The sequence below is a fragment of the Streptomyces hokutonensis genome (assembly GCF_000376565.1).
Classification (GTDB): Bacteria; Actinomycetota; Actinomycetes; order Streptomycetales; family Streptomycetaceae; genus Streptomyces; species Streptomyces hokutonensis.
Map to the genome: position 1 here is coordinate 128368 of NZ_BARG01000007.1, position 21160 is coordinate 149527.

The 21160-nt window shown below is 68.5% G+C and carries 21 protein-coding genes; 15 read left to right on the forward strand and 6 right to left on the reverse strand.

Going from position 1 to position 21160, the window contains the following annotated elements:
• Positions 1 to 185 precede the first annotated feature (185 nt).
• The gene (locus tag SSP08S_RS03245; RefSeq protein ID WP_019066140.1) at positions 186 to 1718 is read right to left on the reverse strand and encodes an amino acid permease; all 1533 of its coding nucleotides are present in this window, start codon (positions 1716 to 1718) and stop codon (positions 186 to 188) included.
• 234 nt (positions 1719 to 1952) lie between these two features.
• Here SSP08S_RS03245 and SSP08S_RS03250 point away from each other — a divergent pair, with 234 nt between their 5' ends.
• From SSP08S_RS03250 to SSP08S_RS03260, 3 genes are all read left to right on the forward strand, one after another.
• Complete coding sequence (locus SSP08S_RS03250; RefSeq protein ID WP_026178144.1) at positions 1953 to 2552, forward strand: PadR family transcriptional regulator; 600 nt, start codon at positions 1953 to 1955, stop codon at positions 2550 to 2552.
• 203 nt (positions 2553 to 2755) lie between these two features.
• Complete coding sequence (locus SSP08S_RS03255; RefSeq protein ID WP_019066142.1) at positions 2756 to 3778, forward strand: daunorubicin resistance protein DrrA family ABC transporter ATP-binding protein; 1023 nt, start codon at positions 2756 to 2758, stop codon at positions 3776 to 3778.
• Positions 3775 to 4551, forward strand: a complete 777-nt coding sequence (locus SSP08S_RS03260; RefSeq protein WP_019066143.1) for an ABC transporter permease — start codon at positions 3775 to 3777, stop codon at positions 4549 to 4551. Before SSP08S_RS03255 ends, SSP08S_RS03260 begins: the two co-directional genes overlap by 4 nt.
• Before the next feature lie 89 nt (positions 4552 to 4640).
• Here SSP08S_RS03260 and SSP08S_RS03265 read toward each other — a convergent pair whose 3' ends face one another.
• The 3 genes from SSP08S_RS03265 to SSP08S_RS03275 all read right to left on the reverse strand — a co-directional run bounded on the left by SSP08S_RS03265 (position 4641) and on the right by SSP08S_RS03275 (position 6895).
• Positions 4641 to 5480, reverse strand: a complete 840-nt coding sequence (locus tag SSP08S_RS03265) for a siderophore-interacting protein (RefSeq protein ID WP_019066144.1) — start codon at positions 5478 to 5480, stop codon at positions 4641 to 4643.
• 89 nt (positions 5481 to 5569) lie between these two features.
• Positions 5570 to 6499 (reverse strand): 5'-3' exonuclease, encoded by a 930-nt coding sequence (locus tag SSP08S_RS03270; protein WP_245607822.1) that lies wholly within the window; start codon positions 6497 to 6499, stop codon positions 5570 to 5572.
• A 21-nt stretch (positions 6500 to 6520) separates the two neighbouring features.
• Entirely contained in the window at positions 6521 to 6895 is a 375-nt protein-coding gene (locus SSP08S_RS03275) for a hypothetical protein (RefSeq protein ID WP_019066146.1), read from the reverse strand.
• A gap of 113 nt (positions 6896 to 7008) precedes the next feature.
• Between SSP08S_RS03275 and SSP08S_RS03280 the strand changes: the two genes are divergently transcribed.
• The 4 genes from SSP08S_RS03280 (at position 7009) to SSP08S_RS03295 (ending at position 11557) form a co-directional block, all read left to right on the forward strand.
• Positions 7009 to 8067, forward strand: coding sequence for a quaternary amine ABC transporter ATP-binding protein (locus SSP08S_RS03280; protein WP_019066147.1), 1059 nt, complete (start codon positions 7009 to 7011; stop codon positions 8065 to 8067).
• A complete protein-coding gene (locus SSP08S_RS03285; protein ID WP_019066148.1) occupies positions 8060 to 9880 on the forward strand; it encodes an ABC transporter permease/substrate binding protein in 1821 nt (606 codons plus the stop codon). Before SSP08S_RS03280 ends, SSP08S_RS03285 begins: the two co-directional genes overlap by 8 nt.
• 394 nt (positions 9881 to 10274) lie before the next feature.
• Positions 10275 to 10838, forward strand: a complete 564-nt coding sequence (locus SSP08S_RS03290; protein WP_019066149.1) for a helix-turn-helix domain-containing protein — start codon at positions 10275 to 10277, stop codon at positions 10836 to 10838.
• Entirely contained in the window at positions 10838 to 11557 is a 720-nt protein-coding gene (locus tag SSP08S_RS03295; RefSeq protein WP_019066150.1) for a helical backbone metal receptor, read from the forward strand. Before SSP08S_RS03290 ends, SSP08S_RS03295 begins: the two co-directional genes overlap by 1 nt.
• Here SSP08S_RS03295 and SSP08S_RS03300 read toward each other — a convergent pair.
• Together SSP08S_RS03300 and SSP08S_RS03305 are read right to left on the reverse strand one after the other, a co-directional pair.
• On the reverse strand, positions 11469 to 12593 hold the full coding sequence (locus tag SSP08S_RS03300; RefSeq protein WP_019066151.1) for a TDT family transporter: 1125 nt from the start codon (positions 12591 to 12593) through the stop codon (positions 11469 to 11471). The two genes, SSP08S_RS03295 and SSP08S_RS03300, sit on opposite strands and share 89 nt — an antisense overlap.
• A 152-nt stretch (positions 12594 to 12745) precedes the next feature.
• A complete protein-coding gene (locus tag SSP08S_RS03305; RefSeq protein WP_019066152.1) occupies positions 12746 to 14011 on the reverse strand; it encodes a tyrosine-type recombinase/integrase in 1266 nt (421 codons plus the stop codon).
• 190 nt (positions 14012 to 14201) lie between these two features.
• On the opposite strand from SSP08S_RS03305, the gene SSP08S_RS03310 reads away from it, so the two are divergent.
• The 8 genes from SSP08S_RS03310 (at position 14202) to SSP08S_RS03345 (ending at position 19657) form a co-directional block, all read left to right on the forward strand.
• Positions 14202 to 14456, forward strand: a complete 255-nt coding sequence (locus SSP08S_RS03310) for a helix-turn-helix transcriptional regulator (RefSeq protein WP_078532322.1) — start codon at positions 14202 to 14204, stop codon at positions 14454 to 14456.
• Positions 14453 to 15121: an NUMOD3 domain-containing DNA-binding protein gene (locus SSP08S_RS03315; protein ID WP_019066154.1), complete on the forward strand. Its 669-nt coding sequence runs from the start codon at positions 14453 to 14455 to the stop codon at positions 15119 to 15121. The genes SSP08S_RS03310 and SSP08S_RS03315 overlap by 4 nt, the downstream gene beginning before the upstream one ends.
• A gap of 170 nt (positions 15122 to 15291) precedes the next feature.
• The gene (locus tag SSP08S_RS03320) at positions 15292 to 15717 is read left to right on the forward strand and encodes a hypothetical protein (protein WP_019066155.1); all 426 of its coding nucleotides are present in this window, start codon (positions 15292 to 15294) and stop codon (positions 15715 to 15717) included.
• Entirely contained in the window at positions 15714 to 15983 is a 270-nt protein-coding gene (locus SSP08S_RS54750; RefSeq protein ID WP_019066156.1) for a helix-turn-helix domain-containing protein, read from the forward strand. Before SSP08S_RS03320 ends, SSP08S_RS54750 begins: the two co-directional genes overlap by 4 nt.
• Before the next feature lie 42 nt (positions 15984 to 16025).
• The gene (locus tag SSP08S_RS61570) at positions 16026 to 16163 is read left to right on the forward strand and encodes a hypothetical protein (RefSeq protein WP_019066157.1); all 138 of its coding nucleotides are present in this window, start codon (positions 16026 to 16028) and stop codon (positions 16161 to 16163) included.
• Between the two features lie 144 nt (positions 16164 to 16307).
• Positions 16308 to 16493, forward strand: coding sequence for a ribbon-helix-helix protein, CopG family (locus SSP08S_RS03335; RefSeq protein WP_019066158.1), 186 nt, complete (start codon positions 16308 to 16310; stop codon positions 16491 to 16493).
• A 257-nt stretch (positions 16494 to 16750) separates the two neighbouring features.
• The gene (locus SSP08S_RS03340) at positions 16751 to 17803 is read left to right on the forward strand and encodes a bifunctional DNA primase/polymerase (protein WP_019066159.1); all 1053 of its coding nucleotides are present in this window, start codon (positions 16751 to 16753) and stop codon (positions 17801 to 17803) included.
• A gap of 3 nt (positions 17804 to 17806) precedes the next feature.
• Positions 17807 to 19657 carry a DUF927 domain-containing protein gene (locus SSP08S_RS03345; RefSeq protein WP_019066160.1) on the forward strand — a complete coding sequence of 617 codons (1851 nt, stop codon included), beginning with the start codon at positions 17807 to 17809 and terminating at the stop codon, positions 19655 to 19657.
• The last annotated feature ends 1503 nt before the right edge of the window (positions 19658 to 21160 follow it).

The window sequence follows — 21160 nt, forward strand, 5'->3', positions numbered from 1 at the left end:
CTGTAGGCAAGATCGTCTCGTTGGGCAGGTCATCGTTTGCCACGGGGAAGACGCAGTAGCGATTGCATGGCTGAAACTGGACGGATGGATCCGGTCGGGGGGACCGAACAGCACCACGCCGGCCGGGCCGGCTCGGTGCTGATCGGCCACGATGTCTTCCCGCGCCCCGAACTTGGCTCAGCGGATCAAGTCCCTTCGACAGAGCGCACCCGCCGTGCGCCCGTCAGCCGATACAGGACCCCGACCCCCACCGTGACCCCCAAGAACAACACCGTGAACCACTGGAAGTACCAGTGCCCACCCGCCGGGTCATAAACAGCAGCCCGCGGCCAAGCCAGGTTGACGGTCATGACGAGGCCGTAGAGAAGCGCCAGGGCGTTGACCGGCACCCCCCACCGGCCGAGCGAGAACAGGCGGGCGCCCGTCTCGTCCGTGCCCTCTGTCGTGAACTCGCCGCGCAGGCGGCGGAGAAGGAGGGGACCCGTGACCATCGCGTACGCCAGGTACAGCATCACGATGCAGGTGGTGCCGATGGCGAGGAAGGCGTCAGGGGAGGCGAAGTTGAGGAGGAGCAGGGCTGCCGCGAGGACGCCTACGACCAGAGCGGGGGCGCTGGGCATGCCCGTGCGGGGGTTGACCTTGGACAGGCGGGTGGAGAACGGGAGTTGGCCGTCTCGGGCCATGGAGAAGAGCATGCGGCAGGCCGCGGTCTGGATGGCGAGGGTCGCCACCGCGATCGCGACCACCACGTCGGCCAGCAGAGCCTTGCCGACGCCGTCGCCCAGGCGGCTCGTCAGGACGTAGCTGAGGCCGTCGACGCCCAGGTGGCCGTCGGTCAGGCTGGGCGCGGCGAGCAGGCCGCCGAGGATGATGAGGCCGCCGAGCAGGCCCGCGGCGCCGAGCGCGGTGAGGATCGTGCGGGGCGCGGTGCGGCGGGGGTTGTGGGTCTCCTCGCTCATCTCGCCCGCGCTGTCGAAGCCGATCATCACGTAGGCCGCCGTGAACGAGCCGACCAGCAGCGCGCCGAGCAGGCCGCCCTCCAGGCTGCCGGTGGTGTGGAAGGTGATGGTCGGGGTGCGCTTCGAGTGGGTCAGCAGGAGGACGACGATCAGGATCGCGCCGATGATCTCCGCCGTCACTCCGACGCGGTTGATCACGGACATCACACGGTTGTCGAGGATGTTCACGACCGTCGTCAGGACCAGCAGGATCACGCCGAGGACGGCCGCGTTGGCGGCGCCGTCCGCCGAGGTGGGCGTGGGGTCGGTGCCCACCAGCTGGAAGCCGGACCAGATCGCCGGCAGCACCATCTGGAGCGCGAGCGCCGCGGCTGCCACGACGACGATCTGGCCGATCACCATGATCCAGCCGGCGAACCAGCCGAAGGTCGCGTTGGAGAGGCGGGACGACCACTGGTAGATCGCGCCCGAGATCGGGTAGCGCGCGGCCAGTTCCGCGAAGCAGGCGGCCACCAGCAGCTGGCCGGCCAGCACGATCGGCCAGGCCCAGAAGAAGACCGGGCCGCCGAACGCGTACCCGAAGGCGAAGAACTGGAAGACGGTCGTCAGTACGGAGATGAAGGAGAACCCGGCCGCGAACGACGCGTACCGGCCGAGGCTGCGATGCAGCTCCTGGCGGTAGCCGAACTCGGCGAGGGAGCCGTCGTCGGGGGAGTGGGGCGGATCGGGGCGTACGTCGGAGGGGGTGGTTGTGGCCACGGCGGCACCTGCCTTCGGCGCGAATTCCTGTCGGGTGACAGAAATTAGGGACGGCCTGTTTCGGACGCGTCACGCGGCCGTGTCCGGGGCGGGCCCAAGTCCTCATGCTCTTGCCCTCGCAGCAAAATCGCGATACATCGTGTATTGACGTTCCGCGGTGACTCGCGATATGTTCGATCACGAATATTCGGATGCGAGGTGTGCTCGAGAGAGGGTTGGGAGGTGGTGGTCCCCGTGGCCGCGAAGCGTCGCAAGCTCAGCAATCCGCTGGCACTCGCCGTGATGGTGACCCTCTGTCAGGGCCCCATGCATCCGTACGAGATCGCCCAGACCCTGCGCCGCCAGGGCAAGGACACCAGCACGAAGATCAACTACGGCTCGCTCTACACGGTCGTGCAGAACCTGGAGAAGCACGGCTTCGTCGAGGTCGCCGACATAGAGCGCAAGGGCAACCGCCCCGAGCGCACGGTCTACGGCCTGACCGGCGCCGGGCGCGAGGAGATGACCGAGTGGCTGTCGGAGCTGCTGGCCCGCCCGGTCAAGGAGTTCCCCATCTTCGAGACGGCCCTCTCGCTGCTGGGCGCCCTGCACCCCGACGAGGCGGTGACGCTGCTGGAGGAGCGGGTGAAGAACCTGGAGGTGCAGGCGGCCGGCGAGCGCGGAGCCCTGGAGAAGCTCTACGAGTCGGTGCCCCGCCTCTTCCTCGTCGAGGTCGAGTACCAGCTGCACATGACCGAGGCGCAGACCGAGTGGGTCCGCGGCCTGCTGAAGGAGCTCAGAGAGGGCTCCATGCTCGGCGTCGAAGGCTGGCGCCACTTCCACGAAACGGGGTAACAGCCACCGGAGTTCACCTAGCGAAGACTGACCCCGACCGGGCTGTTGCAGCAGCCCTGCCGGGGTCACGAACCCCGAGACCGACCCGCCGTGCGGCAAGCCAGGCAATCGAGGTGCGGCACACCCAGGATAGCCCGGCGCTCTGCACGCGGATCAGTCGTGACCTTTCACGTCTCACATCCGCTCATTCATGGAGAGCTGTCATGGGCAGTACCCGTGCGCCCGCAGTAGCGGCACGCCAACTGATCAAGACCTATCCCGGCGACGTCACCGCCCTCAACGGCATGGACGTCACCGTCGAACCCGGCACCGTCTTCGGCCTCCTCGGCCCGAACGGCGCCGGAAAGTCCACCACCGTCAAGATCCTCACCACCCTCGCCCGCCCCGACTCCGGCACGGCCACCGTCGCGGGACACGACGTGCTGCGCCACCCCGACCGGGTACGCCGCGCGATCGGCGTGGTCGCACAGAACTCGGGCGCCGACCCGACGGCGACCGGCCGCGAGAACCTCCAACTCCAGGGCAGGCTCTACGGCTTGAGGGGCGCCGCCCTCACGAAGCGGGTGGACGAACTCCTCGACCGCTTCACCCTCGCCGACGCCGCCAAGCGCCCGGTGAAGGGCTACTCCGGCGGAATGCGCCGCCGCCTCGATGTGGCGCTCGGCCTGGTGCACCGGCCCGAGGTGCTCTTCCTCGACGAGCCCACCACCGGCCTCGACCCCGAGGCCCGCACCGCGATGTGGGACGAGATCGGCCGGCTCGCGGGGGAGGAGGGGCTGACCATCCTGCTCACCACGCACTACCTCGAAGAGGCCGACCGGCTCGCCGAACGCATCGCGATCGTCGACCGCGGCCGGGTCGTCGTCGAGGGCACCCCCGACTCCCTCAAGGGCGAACTCCGGGGCGACGCCGTCCACTTGGAGCTCCGCGAAGCGGTCGGCGACGCCGGCCGTACGCTGCTCAGGAGCGCCCTCGTCGGACTGCCGGGCGTGCACGAGGTCTTGGTCGACGGACGCCGGGTCAGTGCCCGCGCCGACGACGGAGCGGCCGCGATGCCCGTCCTGCTGGCCGCGTTCGAGCGCGTCGGCGTCGGAGTGGCCGCCGCGACCGTCGCCCGCCCCTCGCTCGACGACGTCTATCTCCGCTACGCCGGCCGCCGTTACTCCGAGGCCGACGCGGACAGCACCGAGCAGCTCGCCGTCGCGGTCGCCGGAGGTGCGCGATGAGCACCGCCGTCTCCCAGACCTGGTACATGACGCAGCGTCAACTCAGGGTGTTCGCACGGCAGCCCGCCTTCGCGGTCATCACCCTCATCCAGCCGGTGATCTGGCTGTTCCTCTTCGGCAACCTCTTCAAGAAGGTCGTCGAACTCGGCGGCTTCGGCACCACCTCGTACCTGGACTACCTCGTCCCCGGGGTGGTCGTGATGAGCGCGCTCAGCTCCAACATGTGGGCGGGCATGGGCACCTTGGAGGAGATCCAGCGCGGCACCCTCAACCGCTTCCTGACCACCCCGGTCAGCCGGGCCGCGCTGATGAACGGCAATGTCGTCAACAACGGCCTGGTGACCGCGTTCCATTCGCTGGTCATCGTGCTGCTCGGTCTGCTCGGCGGCGCCGACTACCCGGGCGGCGTCGGCGGCATCGCCATCCTGATCGTCGCCTCGGTGCTGCTCGGCACGATATTCGGGGCGCTCTCCAACGCCCTTGGCATGCTGGTGCAGGAGCGGGAGTCCATCATCGGCATCAACACCTTCCTGCTGCTGCCGCTGACCTTCCTCTCCAGCGCCTTCATGGCACCCTCGCAGATGCCCTCCTGGATGCGGCACATAGCCGACTTCAACCCACTCAACTGGGCGATGGTGGCAGGCCGTTCGGCGATGAGCGAGCACCCCGACTGGGGTGACGTACTCAGCAGGGGCGGCGCGCTACTGGGCCTCGCGGTGGCAGCGGTGTGGCTGTCGATCCGCACGTTCCGCTCCTACCAGCGGTCCGTCTAGCGCCCCCAAAGGGGCGCGGGGAACTGCGCGACCAGCCACGACGGCGCCGCACACGCCAACGGTCCGTCGTGGCACCCCCAGCAGCGCGTCTACGCGGCAACGCCTTCCTGCTCCGCCTCGATCTTCGCGTTCCACTCCCGCTTGGAGGCCTGCCACCCGTCCTCGTTGTGGCCGAGCCGCCAGTACCCGGAGATCGACAGGTCCTCGCGCGGGATCGCCGACTCGACCCGCAGCAGAGCCCGCAGGTCCTTCACGAAGGCCGCCTCGCCGTGCACGAACGCGTGCACACGGCCCTCGGGGAACTCCAGGGCCCGCACGGCCTCGACGAGCGCCTCGCCGACGGGACGGTCCCCGCGGTGCAGCCAGACGACCTCGATGTCCGAGTCGATCTTCTGCTCCTCCTCGGGCCCGGAGATCTCCACGAAGGCGTGGGCCGTAGCGCCCTCGGGCAGCGACTCCAGCGCCCGGGCGATCGCGGGCAGCGCGCTCTCGTCCCCGGCGAGCAGATGCCAGTCGGCGTCGGTGTCGGGGGCGTAGGCGCCGCCGGGTCCCATGAAGTGGACGGTCTCACCGGGCTGGACGCGGGTGGCCCACGGGCCGGCGAGGCCCTCGTCGCCGTGGATGACGAAGTCCAGGGTGAGTTCGAGGTGTTCGGCGTCCCAGGCGCGCACGGTGTAGGTGCGGGTCACCGGCCACTGCTCGCGCGGGAACTCCGCGCGGATGCGCTCCACGTCGAAGGGCTCGGGGTAGGTCGCGCCCCCGGCCGGGAAGAGCAGCTTCACGTAATGGTCGGTGCAGGTGTCCGCCGAGAACTCGGCCAGACCCTCGCCACCGAGCACCACGCGCTGCATGTGGGGCGTCAGCCGTTCGGTGCGGACGACCTGCGCGGAGTGGGGCTTACGCGGCTTCCGTGCCGGACGTTCTGCCATGACGGCCTCCCGAATTCCCATGCTTAGGCTTACCTAAGTTAGCACTACATCCTCTGTGAAAGGCAACAAAGACAGGGCAAGAACAATGCTTACGCGTCCAGCGTGGTGAGCAGTCGCTGCAATGATCCGCCCAGTCCCCAGCGTTCCGCCAGTGCGCCCACCAGCTCCGGATCACGCGGGGCGCGCGGCAGGGCGGTGTCGACATCGGGCAGCGGTACGTCGTCCGCGACGCGTACGACCTTGGGCGCGACGGCGACATACGGCCGCGACTCGTCGAGGCGCTTGCGCTGCGAGGGGGTCAGCTTGGACTTCGGGTCGTCGATCGCCGCCATGATCCCGGGCACGTCACCGAACTCGGCGAGGAGCTTGGCCGCCGTCTTCTCGCCGATCCCGGGCACGCCCGGCAGGCCGTCGCTGGGGTCGCCGCGCAGCAGCGCCAGATCCACGTAACCGCGCCCGTCGACGCCGTACTTCTCGCGCAGGAACGCCTCGTCGGTGAGCTGGAGCGAGCCGACACCCTTGATCGGATACAGGACGCGGATGCCACGGGCGTCGTCGACGAGCTGGTAGAGGTCGCGGTCGCCGGTGACGATGTCGACCGGGCCCTTGGCGTGCGCGGTGAACGTGCCGATCACGTCGTCCGCCTCGTACGGCTCGACGCCCACGCGCGCGATGCCGACCGCGTCGAGGACCGCCTCGATGATCGGGACCTGCGGGGAGAGCGTGTCCGGCACCTCCTCTGCGTCCGGGCCGCTCTCGCGGACCTCGGCGACGCGGTGCGCCTTGTAGGTGGGGATCAGGTCGACCCGCCACTGGGGCCGCCAGTCCGCGTCCATGCACGCGACCAGCTGGTCGGGCCGGTGGTCCTTGACCAGCCGGTCGATGAACTCGAGCAGCCCGCGCACGGCGTTCACCGGCGTCCCGTCCGGTGCCTTCACGGACTCCGGGACGCCGAAGTAGGCGCGGAAGTAGAGCGAGGCGGTGTCGAGGAGCATCAGTCGTCCGGTCACGTCACGCATCATGCCGCACCGCGCGGACTGTCAGGTGTCGGCGCGGGACGAAAGCGAGAGCAGCCAGGTCCACCGCGGTAGCTCCGTGGCCAGAGTGACGGCGGCCAGCACGGACACGAGCACGGCGGCCCACAGCGGCATGATCCACCAGGCGGCCACCAGGGCACCGGCGATCTCCAGCAGCACCAGCAGGATCGTCACCCACCCGGGCACCGGCACCACCGCCCGCTGCTTGTCACCCGGAGTGGCGAACACGGCCGGCAATCCGATCAGCACCACGAGGGACAGCACGGCCAGCACCCAGGAATGACCGGCCAGCGCCCACGGCATGCCCACCCAGGCGACGAGTTCCGTACTGAAACGAAAGACCGACGGCAGGCGGTCGTCCGGTCTGTCCACACCCACCCCCAGAGACTCGGCCCCGATCCTACGACGCGAGTGACCTGAGCCACCTTCGCGTTTGCCGGAGACGGGCCCGGGCAGGCGCCGCCCATTCCGCCCCCTATCGAGAGGTACGCGTGTCAGCCAGGCTAGAAGCCGAACATCTGTACAAGGTGTTCGGCAGACGACCCGACCAGGCAGTCGAACGGCTCCGAGCAGGAGCCGGGCGGGAGGAACTGCGCGCCGACGGCACCACCGCGGCCGTCATCGACGCCTCCTTCTCCGTCGCACCGGGCCAGATCTTCGTCGTCATGGGCCTGTCCGGCTCCGGCAAGTCCACGCTCCTGCGCATGCTCAACGGACTCCTCGAGCCCACCGCGGGCCGCGTCCTCTTCGACGGCCAGGACCTCACCGCGCTCACCGACCGCGAGCTGCGCCAGGTCCGCGCCCACAAGATCAGCATGGTCTTCCAGCACTTCGCGCTCTTCCCGCACCGCAGCGTCCGCGAGAACGCCGCCTACGGCCTGGAAGTGCAGGGCGTGCCCCGCGCCGAGCGCGAGGCCCGCGCCGGCGAGGCCCTCGCCCTGTGCGGCCTGGCCGGCTGGGAGGACTCCTGGCCCGACGAGCTCTCCGGCGGAATGCAGCAACGCGTGGGTCTGGCCCGGGCGTTGGCCACCGACGCCGACCTGCTCCTCATGGACGAGTCCTTCAGCGCGCTCGACCCGCTGATCCGCCGGGACATGCAGGACCAACTCCTGGAACTCCAGAAGTCGTTGAAGAAGACCATCGTCTTCATCACCCACGACCTCAACGAGGCCATGCGCCTCGGCGACCGCATCGCCGTCATGCGCGACGGCCGCATCGTCCAGACCGGCACCGCCGAGGACATCCTGCTGCGCCCCGCCAACGACTACGTCGCCTCCTTCATCCAGGACGTCGACCGCTCCCGTGTGCTGACCGCGTCCGCCGTCATGGACACCGGCGTCGACGGCCACGAGGCCGACTGCGACTGCGAGACCGCCACGCCGGACACCCCCTTCACCGACCTGTGCGCGCTCAGCGCCCGCCTCACCCACCCGGTCGCGGTGCTCGACGCGGCCGACGCCGTCGTAGGAGTCGTACCGCAGGAACGGCTGGTCGCGTTCCTCGGCGGGGAAGCCGCCACCGGGCCGGAGCAGGTGACCGCCCGTGCCTAGGCTTCCGCTCGGTGACTGGGTCGACTCCGGTGTCGACTGGCTGGTCGCCCACATGTCCTGGCTCTTCGACGCGATCAAGACGGTCGTCGAGGGCATGTACGACGGTGTCAACGCGGTGCTCACCGCGCCCGAACCCCTGCTTCTCGCGGGCATCCTGGCGGTGCTCGCCTGGTGGCTGCGCGGACTGGTCGCGGGTGTCCTGGCCTTCGCCGGGTTCCTGCTGATCGACTCGCTCGACCTGTGGGACCGGTCCATGTCGACGCTGGCCCTGGTGCTCGTCGCGACCGTCATCGCCCTGGTGATCTCGATCCCGCTGGGCATCTGGGCGGCCCGTTCCAAGACGGTCAGCGCGGTGGTGCGGCCTGCCCTCGACCTGCTCCAGACGATGCCGTCGATGGTGCTGCTGATCCCTGCGATCCTCTTCTTCGGGCTCGGCACCTCCGCCGGCGTCATCGCCACCCTGATCTTCGCGCTCGCCCCCGGCGTCCGCATGACCGAGCTGGGCATCCGGCAGGTCGACGCCGAACTCGTCGAAGCGGCCGAGGCGTTCGGCACCTCACCGCGCGACACCCTCCTGCGCGTCCAACTGCCCCTTGCACTCCCGACGATCATGGCGGGCGTCAACCAGGTCATCATGCTCGGCCTGTCGATGGTCGTCATCGCCGGCATGGTCGGCACCGGCGGCCTCGGCGGCGCGGTCAACGAGGCCATCGGCCAGCTCGACATCGGCTTCGGCTTCGAGGCGGGCGTAGGCATCGTCGTCCTCGCGATCTACCTCGACCGGATGACCGGCGCGCTCGGCACCCAGATCTCCCCGCTCGGCCGCAGGGCCGCCGCCAAGGCCCGTACGGCGGAGAGCGCCAAGCCCTGGAACTACCGCCCCCGCCCCGCGTTCGCCGTGATCGGCGTGGTCGTCCTCGCCCTGGTGGCCGGCGGCCTGGGCGTCTTCGGTTCCGCCTCCGGCACAAAGGCGACGTCCGCGACCGACGTCGGCAAGGGCAAGAACATCACCATCGGCTACATCCCCTGGGACGAAGGCATCGCCTCCACCTTCCTCTGGAAGGAACTCCTGGAGGAGCGCGGCTACAAGGTGACGACCACCCAGTACGCCGCCGGCCCCCTCTACACCGGCGTTGCCACCGGCCAGGTCGACTTCCAGACCGACGCCTGGCTGCCCACCACCCACGCCGAGTACTGGAAGAAGTACGGCAAGCAGCTCGAGGACCTCGGCAGCTGGTACGGCTCCACATCACTGGAGCTGACCGTGCCGTCGTACGTGAAGGACGTCAACACGCTCGCCGACCTCAAGACCCACGCCTCGGAGTTCGGCGGCAAGATCACCGGCATCGAACCCAGCGCCGGAATGATGGGCCTCCTGAAGACCAAGGTCCTCAAGGAGTACGGCCTTCAGGGCTACGACGTCGTCGACGGCTCCACCCCGGCGATGCTGGCCGAGCTGAAGCGCGCGTACGCCAAGAAGCAGCCGATCGTCGTCACGCTCTGGTCGCCGCACTGGGCGTACAGCGACTACAAGCTGAAGAAGCTCAGCGACCCGAAGGGCGCCTGGGGCAAGGGCGACGGCGTGCACACGGTGTCCCGCAAGGGCTTCGCCGCCGACAACCCCGATGTCGGCAAGTGGCTGAAGGACTTCCGGATGACCGAGGCGCAGCTCACCGGGCTCGAGGCGCAGATCCAGAAGTCCGGCAAGGGCCAGGAGCAGTCCGCCGTCCGCACCTGGCTGAAGCAGCACCCGGGCCTCGTCGACCGGTGGGCACCGGTGAAGCAGAACCAGAAGAGCCAGGCGGCCGGATGACCTGACAGTCCCAGCCGCCGCCCCGGAGGTGGGCCCCGCCGCGCGTTCCCCCCTTCGTGCGGCGGGGCCCACCTTTCTCTGTGCCCCTGTCCGGTACGAAAAGGATTCGGCCAACCACATAGCGCTACGAAACCGCGCAATCGGGCCCGTGATGTGAGCGGGAACACAGGCGGCTGCGTACGCATTGAAGAGTAGGGACGAACTCTCGCGCTGATCGAGGGGCGGCGGGACCTCGCGCACTGGCCAGAACTGTGAAGTCCGATCGCACGCTGTGTGACGTGGATGTGACAGGCGCATGAAACGGTTTGCCGAACATGCGTAGGGTGCAGAGAACTCATCAGAGGCAGTTTCAGAACCGGCTGCGGGCCGACGAGCGAAGGAGGGAGCCGGAGCGATGGGCGACCACAAAGAACAGCCCCTTCGGGTGGGTGCGGCCGTACGGCGGCGGCGCCGCGCGCTGGACCTGACGCTCGCCGTCGTGGCCGAGCGCAGCGGTCTGTCGGTGCCCTTCCTGAGCCAGGTCGAGAACGACCGGGCCCGCCCCAGCCGGAGTTCCCTGGAGAAGGTGGCCGACGCCCTGCGCACCACGGCCGTCGAACTCCTCGCCGCCGCCGACCCCGCGTGCAGCGTCGACGTCGTACGGGCCGAGGAGCCCGAGTCGGCTGCGCCCCGGATGCGTTCGCTGGTACGGGGTCATCACCAGCTGCACGCCTCGGAGTTCACCGGCGACCATGACGCCGGGCGCGAATTCCAGCACCGCAACGACGAGTTGATGTACGTCGCGGACGGCGCCGTCGAGATCGAGGCGGAGGGGCGCGCGTACCGGCTCGTGCGCGGCGACACGATGTATCTGACCGGCGGGGTGCGGCACCGCTGGCGCGCGACCGTGCCGGACACCCGGGTCGTCGTGGTCGCGGTGGCCGAGCACATCGAGGCGGTCCAGGACCGCCCGCGCTGATGCGCGTCGTCTCGCTCGTCCCCTCCCTCACGGAGGCAATCGCCGTATCGCTGCCGGGAGTTCTGGTCGGCGCGACCGACTGGTGCAGCCATCCGGCCGACCTGGACGTCACCCGCGTCGGCGGCACCAAGAACCCGAAACTCGACCCGATCCTCGCCCTCGCGCCCGACCTGGTGGTCGCCAACGAGGAGGAGAACCGCGAGCCCGACCTGACGGCCCTGCGGGAGGCGGGAGTCGAGGTCCTGGTCACCGAAGTGCGGGACGTCCCGCAGGCGTTCCGCGAACTGGACCGGGTCCTCGACGCCTGCGGAGCGTCCGTACGACCGCGCTGGCTGGACGAGGCCGAGCGGGCGTGGACCGAACTCCCGCTCCCCGAACGTCGGTTGACCGCCGTCGTCCCCGTCTGGCGCCGCCCCTGGATGGTGCTCGGCCGGGACACCTTCGCGGGCGATGTGCTGTCCCGCCTGGGAGTCGACCACGCGTACGCGACGCACGCCGAGCGCTACCCGCGTGTCACTCTGGATGAACTACGGGCCGCAGAACCGGAGTTGGTGGTCCTCCCCGACGAGCCGTACCGCTTCACGGCCGCCGACGGACCGGAGGCCTTCCCGGGACTGCCCTGCGCACTCGTCAGCGGCCGGCATCTGACGTGGTACGGGCCGTCACTGGCCGAGGCGCCACGGGTGCTGGCCGAGGCCCTGCGAGCAGCTCTCCGCTGACCAGACCCCGCGCCGTGTGCACGGCGGCGGTGACCCAGGCGGCCACGAGCACGCCGTACAGGACGAACGCGAGCCCGTCGTAGACGGCGAGGCCCGTGTGCCGGGCCAGGGACTCGGCGCCGGTGACGCAGGTGCCGACCGGGAAGGTGAACGCCCACCAGGTCATCGCGAAGCCCATGCCCCGGCGCCGGGCGCGGACCACGTGCGCGGTGGCGAGGGCGAACCAGAGCAGCGCGAAGCCCATGACGGGAACGCCGTAGAGCACGGCCAGGAGACTGAAGGCCTGGGCGGAGGCGGCCGGTACGACACCGGGCGCGAAGTCCGCGAACTTGCCCACGGCGGTGGTCGATTGACCGAGCGGGCCGAGCACCAGGAACAGCGTCGGGGTGAGTGCGAGGGGCAGCGGTCCGCCGGCGACGAGTCGGGCGAAGACCAGCGGGAGCATCAGGAGCGTGGCGAGCAGGCTCAGCCCGAACATCGCGAAGCACGCGAGGAGGAGGGTCTCCCGGGGCTGCCCGGCCGGCAGGTGGGGCACGAGGAGCGGCCCGAGGGCGGCGGACACCATGGGCGCGACGACGGGCAGCAGCCACACCGGGGTCGCTTCCGAGGGGTGCACGTGATGCCGTACGGCCATCAGGTACGGGACGGCTACGGCGGCCACCAGGCCTACGACCGTACCGGCGCCGAACAGTACGGCGTCGAGGACGACAGCCGCCCGGACCCCGATCCAGTCCTGCCCGACGACCAGCGTGCCGCCGCCCACCGCCAGCAGGGCCATCGCGAGGCAGCCGTAGAAGGGGGTCATTGCCGGGTCGCGGAGATGGGCGCGGGCCTGGTCGCGGTGGTGGGTCCAGTGCAGGGTGCGGGCGGTGAGCAGGGTCAGGAGCAGGGCGAGGGAGAGGGCCCAGACGGCGGTGCAGGCCGTGCGCAGTCCCGGGAGGTGGCCGGGGAGCCCGGCGCCGGCCGTGGCGACGATGGCGGTGCCCATGACGGACGCGTACCAGTTGGGGCCGAGGTGACGAACTGCGGTGACCATGTGTCCAGCGTCTCGCCGGCTGAGACGGGCGACCAGGGAGTATGTGTCTATGGGGACATAAACTGGATTTATGTCATCGGCCCTGGTCCTAGGGTTGTGACCTGGCGTTTCCCAGGCCGGTGATACCTCAGTGATACTGATCATGCACCCGGTCACGCCCCCTGACCAGGCATTTTGCCCCTCGCGAGCCGGAGAGCCGTCCCCTCGACGGTGGGTTCGTCACCGGCTCCGGCGCTGTGCCGTCGCAGGGCCGCAACCTGGTTGGCAGCCGTCGCCTGAGAGCCCGGAATGACGTGGGCGTACGTGGAGAGCATCGTGGCAACCGTGTGGCCCGTGCGCTCCGCGACGACCTTGACCGGCACGCCCGCCGTGAGCCAGATGCTGACCATCGTGTGGCGGAGGCCGTGCAGCGAGATGCGCTGGAACGCCTCCTCCCCGAGAGCCGCGCGGCAGCGAGCCACGGCGCGGTCGAACGCGGTGCTCGCGCTCTTCGGCGTGAGCCGTTGGCCGTTCTCGTCCCCGAAGACGGGGGCGCTCTCCCGCACGAGACCGAGGTGCAGGCCACCGCGTCTCACGCGCCACGCCCTGAGAACCGCCACGGTCTCGTCGTCAAGGTCGACGGTGCGGGACTTGCGGGTTTTCGTCGGCCCAATCACGGGCTTGCCACCGGGGCCGGGACGGGCGTTGCGGTAGACGCTGATCACGTCCCCCTTGACGTCCCGCCAGTCGAGCGCGAGAAGCTCCCCGCGCCGCATGCCGGTCGTGGCGGCGACGTACCACAGCGCCACGTGCTCCTGGTCATGCTCGGCCGCCCAGGTGAGGAAGGAGTCGAGCTGCTCCGACGACCACGCGAGAACGGTGGAGGCCAGCTCGTCGCGAAGACGGGGCGGCGTCGCCCTGGCGGCGGGGTTCCTCGATATGAGCGGCGGCTCCGCCTCTACGGCGGCCTTGAGAGCCATGCTCAGCACCGCGGCGGCAAGTCGCACGGAGCGAACGGCCAGCGGGCCGCCCCTGGCGCTCCCGCGCTCCTCCAGCTTGCGGTACAGCGCGTTGACGCGGGCCGTCGTGAGCTTGGCGAGCTTCACGTCACCGACGTGCGGCTTGAGCGTGACGCGGATCATCTGCTCGTACGTGTCGCGGGTGGGGGAGAGGCGAAGGCCGGCCAGCCACGCGTCGAGCCACTCGCCCACGGTGACCTTGCCGGGGTCGGCAAAGAGGCCGTCGTCGCTCTGCTTCATGGCCGCGCGCATGTCCTTCGCGGCCTCCGGACGGGACGTGAACCCGCGCCGGACGACGGGCTTTCGCTCGTTGCCGACCTGGATGGTCGCCTTCCAGTAGTACCGCTTCTCCCCGTTGCGGAGGCGGTACTCGTACACGCCGCCCTCACCGGGGGAGCGGCGAGGCTTGGAAGAGGTCATGATCACTTCCTTCAGTGGCGGGGGATCGTGTCCCCCGGTTTTTACCGATCGGGAACAGCTACATTGCGTAGCACCCTTAGCCCTAATTTTATACTGAGAGTCACTGAAATGACATACGGGCGGTAATCGTTCCTGGTGGGAGCGTGTGCGCGAAATGGCATCCGATTGTCACTCAGGGTAAGATATCGTCATGAACACGCCAATGGATCGCGCCAGGCTCGTCACGTGGATCGCCACGGGCAAGGCGCGTGAAGCCAGGGAAGGCGCGGGCTGGACCCGCGAACGGGTGGCGGAGACGTGCGGCGTCACGCTGCGCACGGTCTACCGCTGGGAGAACGAGGCCAGGGTTCCGCGGGGCGCCGCGACGGAGCGCTACTACGCGCTTCTCGACCGGTGGATCAACGGCCCGGGGATGCTCACCGCCGAGAAGGGCGCGGAGCGGTGAAAGAGGCGTCTATCGCCTTCGTCTATGCCCTCATTGACGCGAAAGGCACCCCTCGCTACGTGGGGAGCACCGTGGACGTTGAGGCGCGGCTCAGGTACCACTGGAGCCACCGTCGGCAGCAGCGTCACGTGGTCAGTTCCTGGCTGAACGAGCTCGATGAGCCGCCGCTGATCGCCGTTCTCCGGGGCGTCGCGCCCGAGGACCGCTACGCGGCCGAGGCTGACTGGACCCTGTACCTCCGCAGGCTCGGTTACCCCCTGCTGAACAAGCACGTCGGCGCTAAGCCCAGCGCGGAGACGCGAGCGAAGCTGGCGACCGCGAACCTGGGTCGAAAGATGAGTACGGAGGCCCGCGCCAAGATGAGCACGGCACACAGGGGACGGCCGAAGTCCGCGGAGCATCGCCGGAAGATCGGGGAGGCCAGCCGAGGTCGCGTCAAGAGCCCGGAGACGCGCGCCAAGATCAGTGCGGCCCTGACTGGCAAGCCGCTGAGCGAGGTGCACCGCGCGAAGATCGGTGCCGCCCAGCAAGGGATACCGAAGAGTGAGACGCGCCGCGAGGCGCTGCGCGGCAAGACCCACTCCGCGGTGACCAGGGTGAAGATCTCGGCGGCCGTCCGACGCCACCAGGAGCGCAAGCGTGCCGAGCAAGGGTCAGTGATATGACCGTATCAACTGATTTGCACCACCGGTCACTTGGCCGTACAGTCGTGGACGAACCGAGGCCACCCGGCCGAGGAGCGGAACAGGAAGAGGAATCTCCTGGGCCCCTCCATGCCGTGGTGGCTGTTGTCGTTCCAGGGGTTTCCTCTCCGCATGATCGAGAGGAAACGCTCATGAGTGAGCGCGAGAACGACATAACGGCCGTGATGGAAGCGGTCGCCTACCAGGGTGAGCGACTGGTGCCGATCTCCGAGTTGCCGCAGGTGGAAGTGCTGTCGGAGGTCCTGGAGTTCGCCAGGTGGCAGGGCCGACAGCTCCGCGAGCGTCCCGCCGACGCCTACCCGATTCGAGTCGCGTCGAGGCGCATGGCATGCCTGCTTTGCCCGGTCTGGATCGAGCCTGGCGATGTCTACGTCTCTGTCGAGGAGGATGAGGATGCCACGTGGCGCCCGGGTCATCTTTCCTGCGTTGTCTGCCCGGTTTGTCGACGCTTCGTTTTCACTTCGGGCGGCGTGATCTGTGACGAGAGCGGCGAGCAGATGGGATGCATACACCTCCCCGAGGGTCTTGAGTGCGAGGAAGTCGAGGACGACGAGTGAACGCCACGGAGCGCCTCCACGACCGTTGGTTCGCCACCGTCGCCGAGACCGCCGAGGTGCTCCACGTCGACCGCCGGACGGTGCTCCGTGCGATCGACCGGGGAGAGATCCCCGCCGTGCGTGTCGGGCAGCAGCTCCGCGTTCCCGTGGCGTGGATACGGGAACGCGCGCTGGTCGACAGGCCGCCCCCAACGCCCGCCCCACTCCACGCGGTTCAGGAAGAGGCGGCGGAAGTCGCCCCTTGCGGGGCGGCTTTGGCCGTTTGAGGGCAGGTGCAACAGCGCCCTCAACTCGACTGGAGACGAGCCATGTCCGATTTTACCGACTGCGACGACGCGGCGACCTTGCCTCCTGATCTCGATGACGCCGCGCTGTCCGTGGGTGCCCTGCGGGTACTGCTGGACCGGGTGGGGGAGGTGTTGGGGCTTGCGGAGGCCGGCCGCTGAGGGTGCGGATATCGCCGCATTGAGCGGAATGGCAATGGCATATCGATATGCCTTTACCGACTTGAGCGTGGGTGCTTTTCCCGATTGTTTCCCGGGTTTTCCCGATCACTCGCAGGATATTATTGATCTCGAAGGAGGCCACTAATGACCACCCGAGTAAACGCCCGCGGCGTGACGGTCTATCACGTCAACTTCGACCTCGCGGAGGACGTCGTCAAGGACCTCGACGCGGAGGCCAGTCTCACCGGTGACACGCGTGCGGCGCTGCTGCGGCGCGCCGTTCGCGAGTGGCTGGACGCGCGCCCAAAGCGAGAGGCGCTCAGCGCCTAAGACCCCCGTGCCGCTCACTACCGCGCGGCAGTAGTACCCCAGGAAACGGAAGAGCCCCGGAATGACTGCGTATGCGGTCACCGGGGCTTTTCGTTCTTGACCAGCTCTCCACGAGCAACGCCATCAGGTGGACCACCACAACCCACCTGTGGCAACCAACGGAACGCGGTCTCCACTCCGCGTCCGTTGTCCGTCCGTCTTCATGAACGGAGCAAAACGTGACTCTTAGTAGCCATTCTACCGCGTCCCGAGGGCATTTGAACACCCAGGGTCACGAGGACGCCCGCGAGGACGCCTCACCGCCGGCCAACTGGTCCGCCAAGTGGCAGCACCGCCCGCTCCGTCGCGCCCAGGGCGAGGAGCCTCGTCGGCCGTTGATCCGCAAGCCGGAGAACCTGGCGGGCAGCCCCTACGACACGCCTCAGGGTCGTGAGCTGAGCGAGCGGTACTGGGAACAGGTCTTCCCCCAGGACTGGGAGACCGTGTCTCAGATGACCGGTGAGGGCTTCGACGTCGCCCTCATGCCCGCGATCAGCGGACTCGTGGTTATCGACTGCGACGTGAAGGAGTACGAGGAGGACACGGGTTACGTCGCTGGATTCGTCAAGCGGGGACGGGTCGTAAGCCCGGCTCCGAAGGTCGTCAAGCGGGGTATCGATGACCTTCAGCGGGAGGTCGAGCGCCTCGGCCACACGATGGCCGAGCTCGCGACGTACGCGGTGAGCACGAAGTCCGGCGGGGTCCACCTCTACTACCAGTCGCCCCCGCGGCTGAAGCTGAAGACGATGGGTCACAGGGACAACTGGCGCGTCGACATCGTGGCCCACAACGACCACGGAGACCGGTCATGGGTCGCCGCACCGCCCACCACCGAGTACCAGGTCATCCGTGACCTCCGGGTGGCTCAGATGCCCACGTGGCTGGCCGAGTTCCTGCGCAACGAGGTCAGCACCTGGCCCAAGCCGGGCGGGCAGCGCCGCCAGGCCGCGACCAGGGTCCGGCAGCGAGCGCGGGCCGACTACGAGCGTGCCGTGACCCCCGGTGATCGCCGTGACTACTACCGCGAGTGGATCGCCCACGAGCTGTACGAGGTGGAGCTTGCGAACCAGCACGGCGGCTGGAACGACGCGCTGAACCGCTGCGCGTGGACGCTCTTCACCGAGGCCGAGCTGCCGTACGCGGTGGGCAGGAACCTCATTCTCACGGCCGCGGCCCCCGTCAACACGCGGGAAGAGCGCAAGGCCCTCGACACCATCAACTCTGCCTGGCGCGCCGCTCGTCCAGGTGACAACAGCTACCTGGAGGCGTGAGCCATGACTGAGAACAACCCCGCTCCACAGGTCGACCTGACGCCGCCCAATCCAGACCGCGTGTACGACCACGACGCGGCGGTCCTGCTGCGTCTGACGGGCGACGAGACGTTCGAGATGATGCTTGAGAGCGTCAACGGAGCGGAAGACGGTGACCGGTACACGCTCAACCAGCGGGGAGTCTGGCGGCACTACTTCACCAGTCGCGAGGGCGAGCGACGCGGGCAGATCGCCACCCTGCCGATCATCGTCAGTCGTCAGCTCGACGACGACCAGGGCGGCGTGAGCTTCGAGGTGGCATGGATCAACCGCGCCGGTGACGTCAAGCGTGAGGTCGTAAACGCGGAGACCATCACCGACCACAACAAGCTGTTTCGCGTTTTCAAGGACGCGGCGGTGACGTCCGCAAACGCGCGGGCGTTCTCGGAGTACCTCACACTGCTCATCAGCCACAACGCTGACTGGCTCGTGAAGACCGCCTCTCAGGTGATGACGGCGATCGGCTGGGGGCCGCGCAGCACGAAGCTGGCGACCTTCACCGCGGGCAACGGTTCCCCCCACCTGGTCCAGGACGTGCGCGGCACGGGGCGCTGGCTGGAGGCGTTCCGGCCGGAGGGTGACCTCCAGGAGTGGGTGAAGATGACCCACGACATCAAGGACCAGCACGTTGCGCAGGTCATCATCAGCGCCGCGTTCGCCGCGCCCCTGATCCGAGTGCTGGGGGTGAACAACTTCGTTCTCGACGTTGCCGGGTTCAGCAGCATCGGCAAGACGACGAGCTGCCAGTTCGCGCTGTCGGCTTTCGCGGAGCCGGACGCGGCGACGCTGACATGCCAGGACTCGATGGCTTCCATCGGCCACTACCTCGCCATGGCGCGCGGCGTACCAGTCCTCCTCGATGAGACGCAGTCGATGGATGACAAGGACACGCCGTCACTCATCAAGCTCGCCTACGACATCTCTCACGGACGGAGCAAGGCGAAGGGTCAGAAGAGCGGCGAGGGTCTCCAGCAGACCACCGAGTGGGAAACCGTTCTCATGGTCACCGGTGAGTCGTCGCTGCTGGCCAACACCAAGAAGAACGGCGCGAACGCCCGCGTGATCACGGTGGCTGGCAAGCCTCTGGCCGATCACAAGCAGGCCGAGGAGATGGCGGAGGTTGCCCGCCGTCACTTCGGGCTGGCCGGCCCGGCGTTCGTGTCTCACGTCCTCGGCCAGGACCCGGTGACCCTCGTGCTCCGTCACAAGGCGCTCTGCCAGGCGCTCGACGCCGTTACCGACAGCTCCATCGCCAGGCGCCGCGGCAAGAGCGTGGCGGTGCTGCGCCTGGCCAATGAGCTCGCGCACGAGGCAGGGCTGACGCCGCTCGTGCCGGGGCAGGTGTGGCTGGACCTGACCACCGGCGCGGATACCGGCAACGAGGACTACCAGCCAGCGGCAGCGCTCCGGGACCTGCTGAGCTGGGCCGTTCGCAACCGGGAGAAGTTCTACGACATCCGCAACGTCGAGACCGAGCCGAGCGGCGGTTGGCTCGGCCGCTGGGACGAGAACGACACGATGGTCAGCATCGGAAAGGAGACGGTGGAGAAGGAACTGGCGAACCGGGGCTACCAGGTGGAGGCGACGCTCGCCGCGTGGCGTGACGAGAAGTGGCTCAAGATCAGCTCTGGGTATCAGCACCGCCGCCGCATCGGCACCGAGCTGCCGTGGATGATCTCAGTGACGAACCTCAGCAGCATTCAGAGCACCGACGACGTTGAGGAGCAGGGCGACAACGTGGTGCCGTTCGACAAGCGTGTGCAGAGGAAGTGGGCGGGCGACCCGGGCAGTTCCAACGAGACCGCCAGCAGCTGACCGCCCCTGTTCCAACTGCCGAGCCCGCGGCGCGGGCTCGGCAGTTCCATGTCCTGGCCGTTGTTCCAGGGTGACGGGGCGGTGGGGCGGCCATGTGAGGGCCTGTTCCAACGCGGTTCCAACCCTCGTTCCACGCATCGTTCCAACCCCCGCAAGCCACCTACCAGGGATGTTCCAACGTTCCATCCGTTCCAAGGGGTTTGGAGAGAAAAGAGCGGGAGCGGCTGAGGACCCGAGAACCCATGACGAGCGAGAGAGTTGCCACTTATAGGAGATTCTTCCTAGTTGGAACAGTTGGAACATTGGAACATGCCTGGTGGGGGTCATTTGGCAGTTGGAACGTGGGGTGGAACAGCGTTGGAACAGAGGTTGGAACGCGACCCCTCTCGCTCTCGTCCGCCGCCCCGGCCAGCCACCCAGCCGTCACCCCTGGCGGAAGCCACTCGTCACCGCCTTCACGGCGGAGTTCGTCCCAACGCCCGTGCTGCGCCCCCTGGTTCGTTCGAGTTACCCGAAGGGGTGGGCTACGAGAGCCGCCCCCTCCATACGGTCCGTGTCCGTACAGGTGACACGGCGTCGAGCCCGGTGGGGGATCCGTCGAGGCGACGCCCCTGGGCATGGCTCGTATCACTTCAAGTGACCCTGGCCATGCGGAAGATCGTTGCCAGGGTGTTCACGCTGAACGCCTTCATCAAGGGCGCGGGCAGCGGGCGTGATCCACGTTGCTCAGGTCGCGACAGGGGTAACGCTTGCGCTCCGTAGCGCGAAGATGATGCCTATGGACTGGAGTCCGGTCGTCACTACGTTCATGGGCGCTCTCGTTGGTGTGGGAGCAACCACGATCGCGGACCGCGGTCGATGGCGTCGGGAGAAACGACGTCAGGCTTCGGAGACGCGACGGGAGTTGTACAGCCAGTACCTTCTAGCACTGCACGATGCGGGCGAACAACTGCGGGCCGTGGCACTGGGAGATCTGCTTACCGATCTCCCCCGAACCACGGCAGCCCGGGAAGCGTTTCGGTCCAGCAACCTGCCAGTTGCTCTGGAGAGGATGCGCATCACGGCTCCGGAAGGAGTTGGTGAGGCGGCAGGGCACGCGTTCCACTGCATGCGCCGGTTGCGAAACCGAGTCGCCGAGGGAGCTGCCGTTGGCTCCCTGGCGCATCGGGAAGCGGAGTTGGCGTGCGAAGAGGCGCACCGCAACCTCGGGGCAGTCATGCGGGACGACCTCGACAATCGCTAGTCGTACTCGCGGCCGTCTTCGTGGCGGTCGACGCTCGACCACCACGCTCACCACCGACCTCGCGCCAGTCGCTCGCGGCGCCCGCCTGGCCGGCCAACCCTGGTGACTGCTCGTCAGGTCCGCTCGGGCCCCTCGTGACCCGCTCGGCAGCGTGCGGTTGCGTGCCCTGGTCCAGGTCACCCGTGCGGCTAGAGGGGCTGAGAGGGGTGCGAGGCGGGTTGGCGAACTTGGTATACCAAGGCGGTTGCTATGCGTGAGGC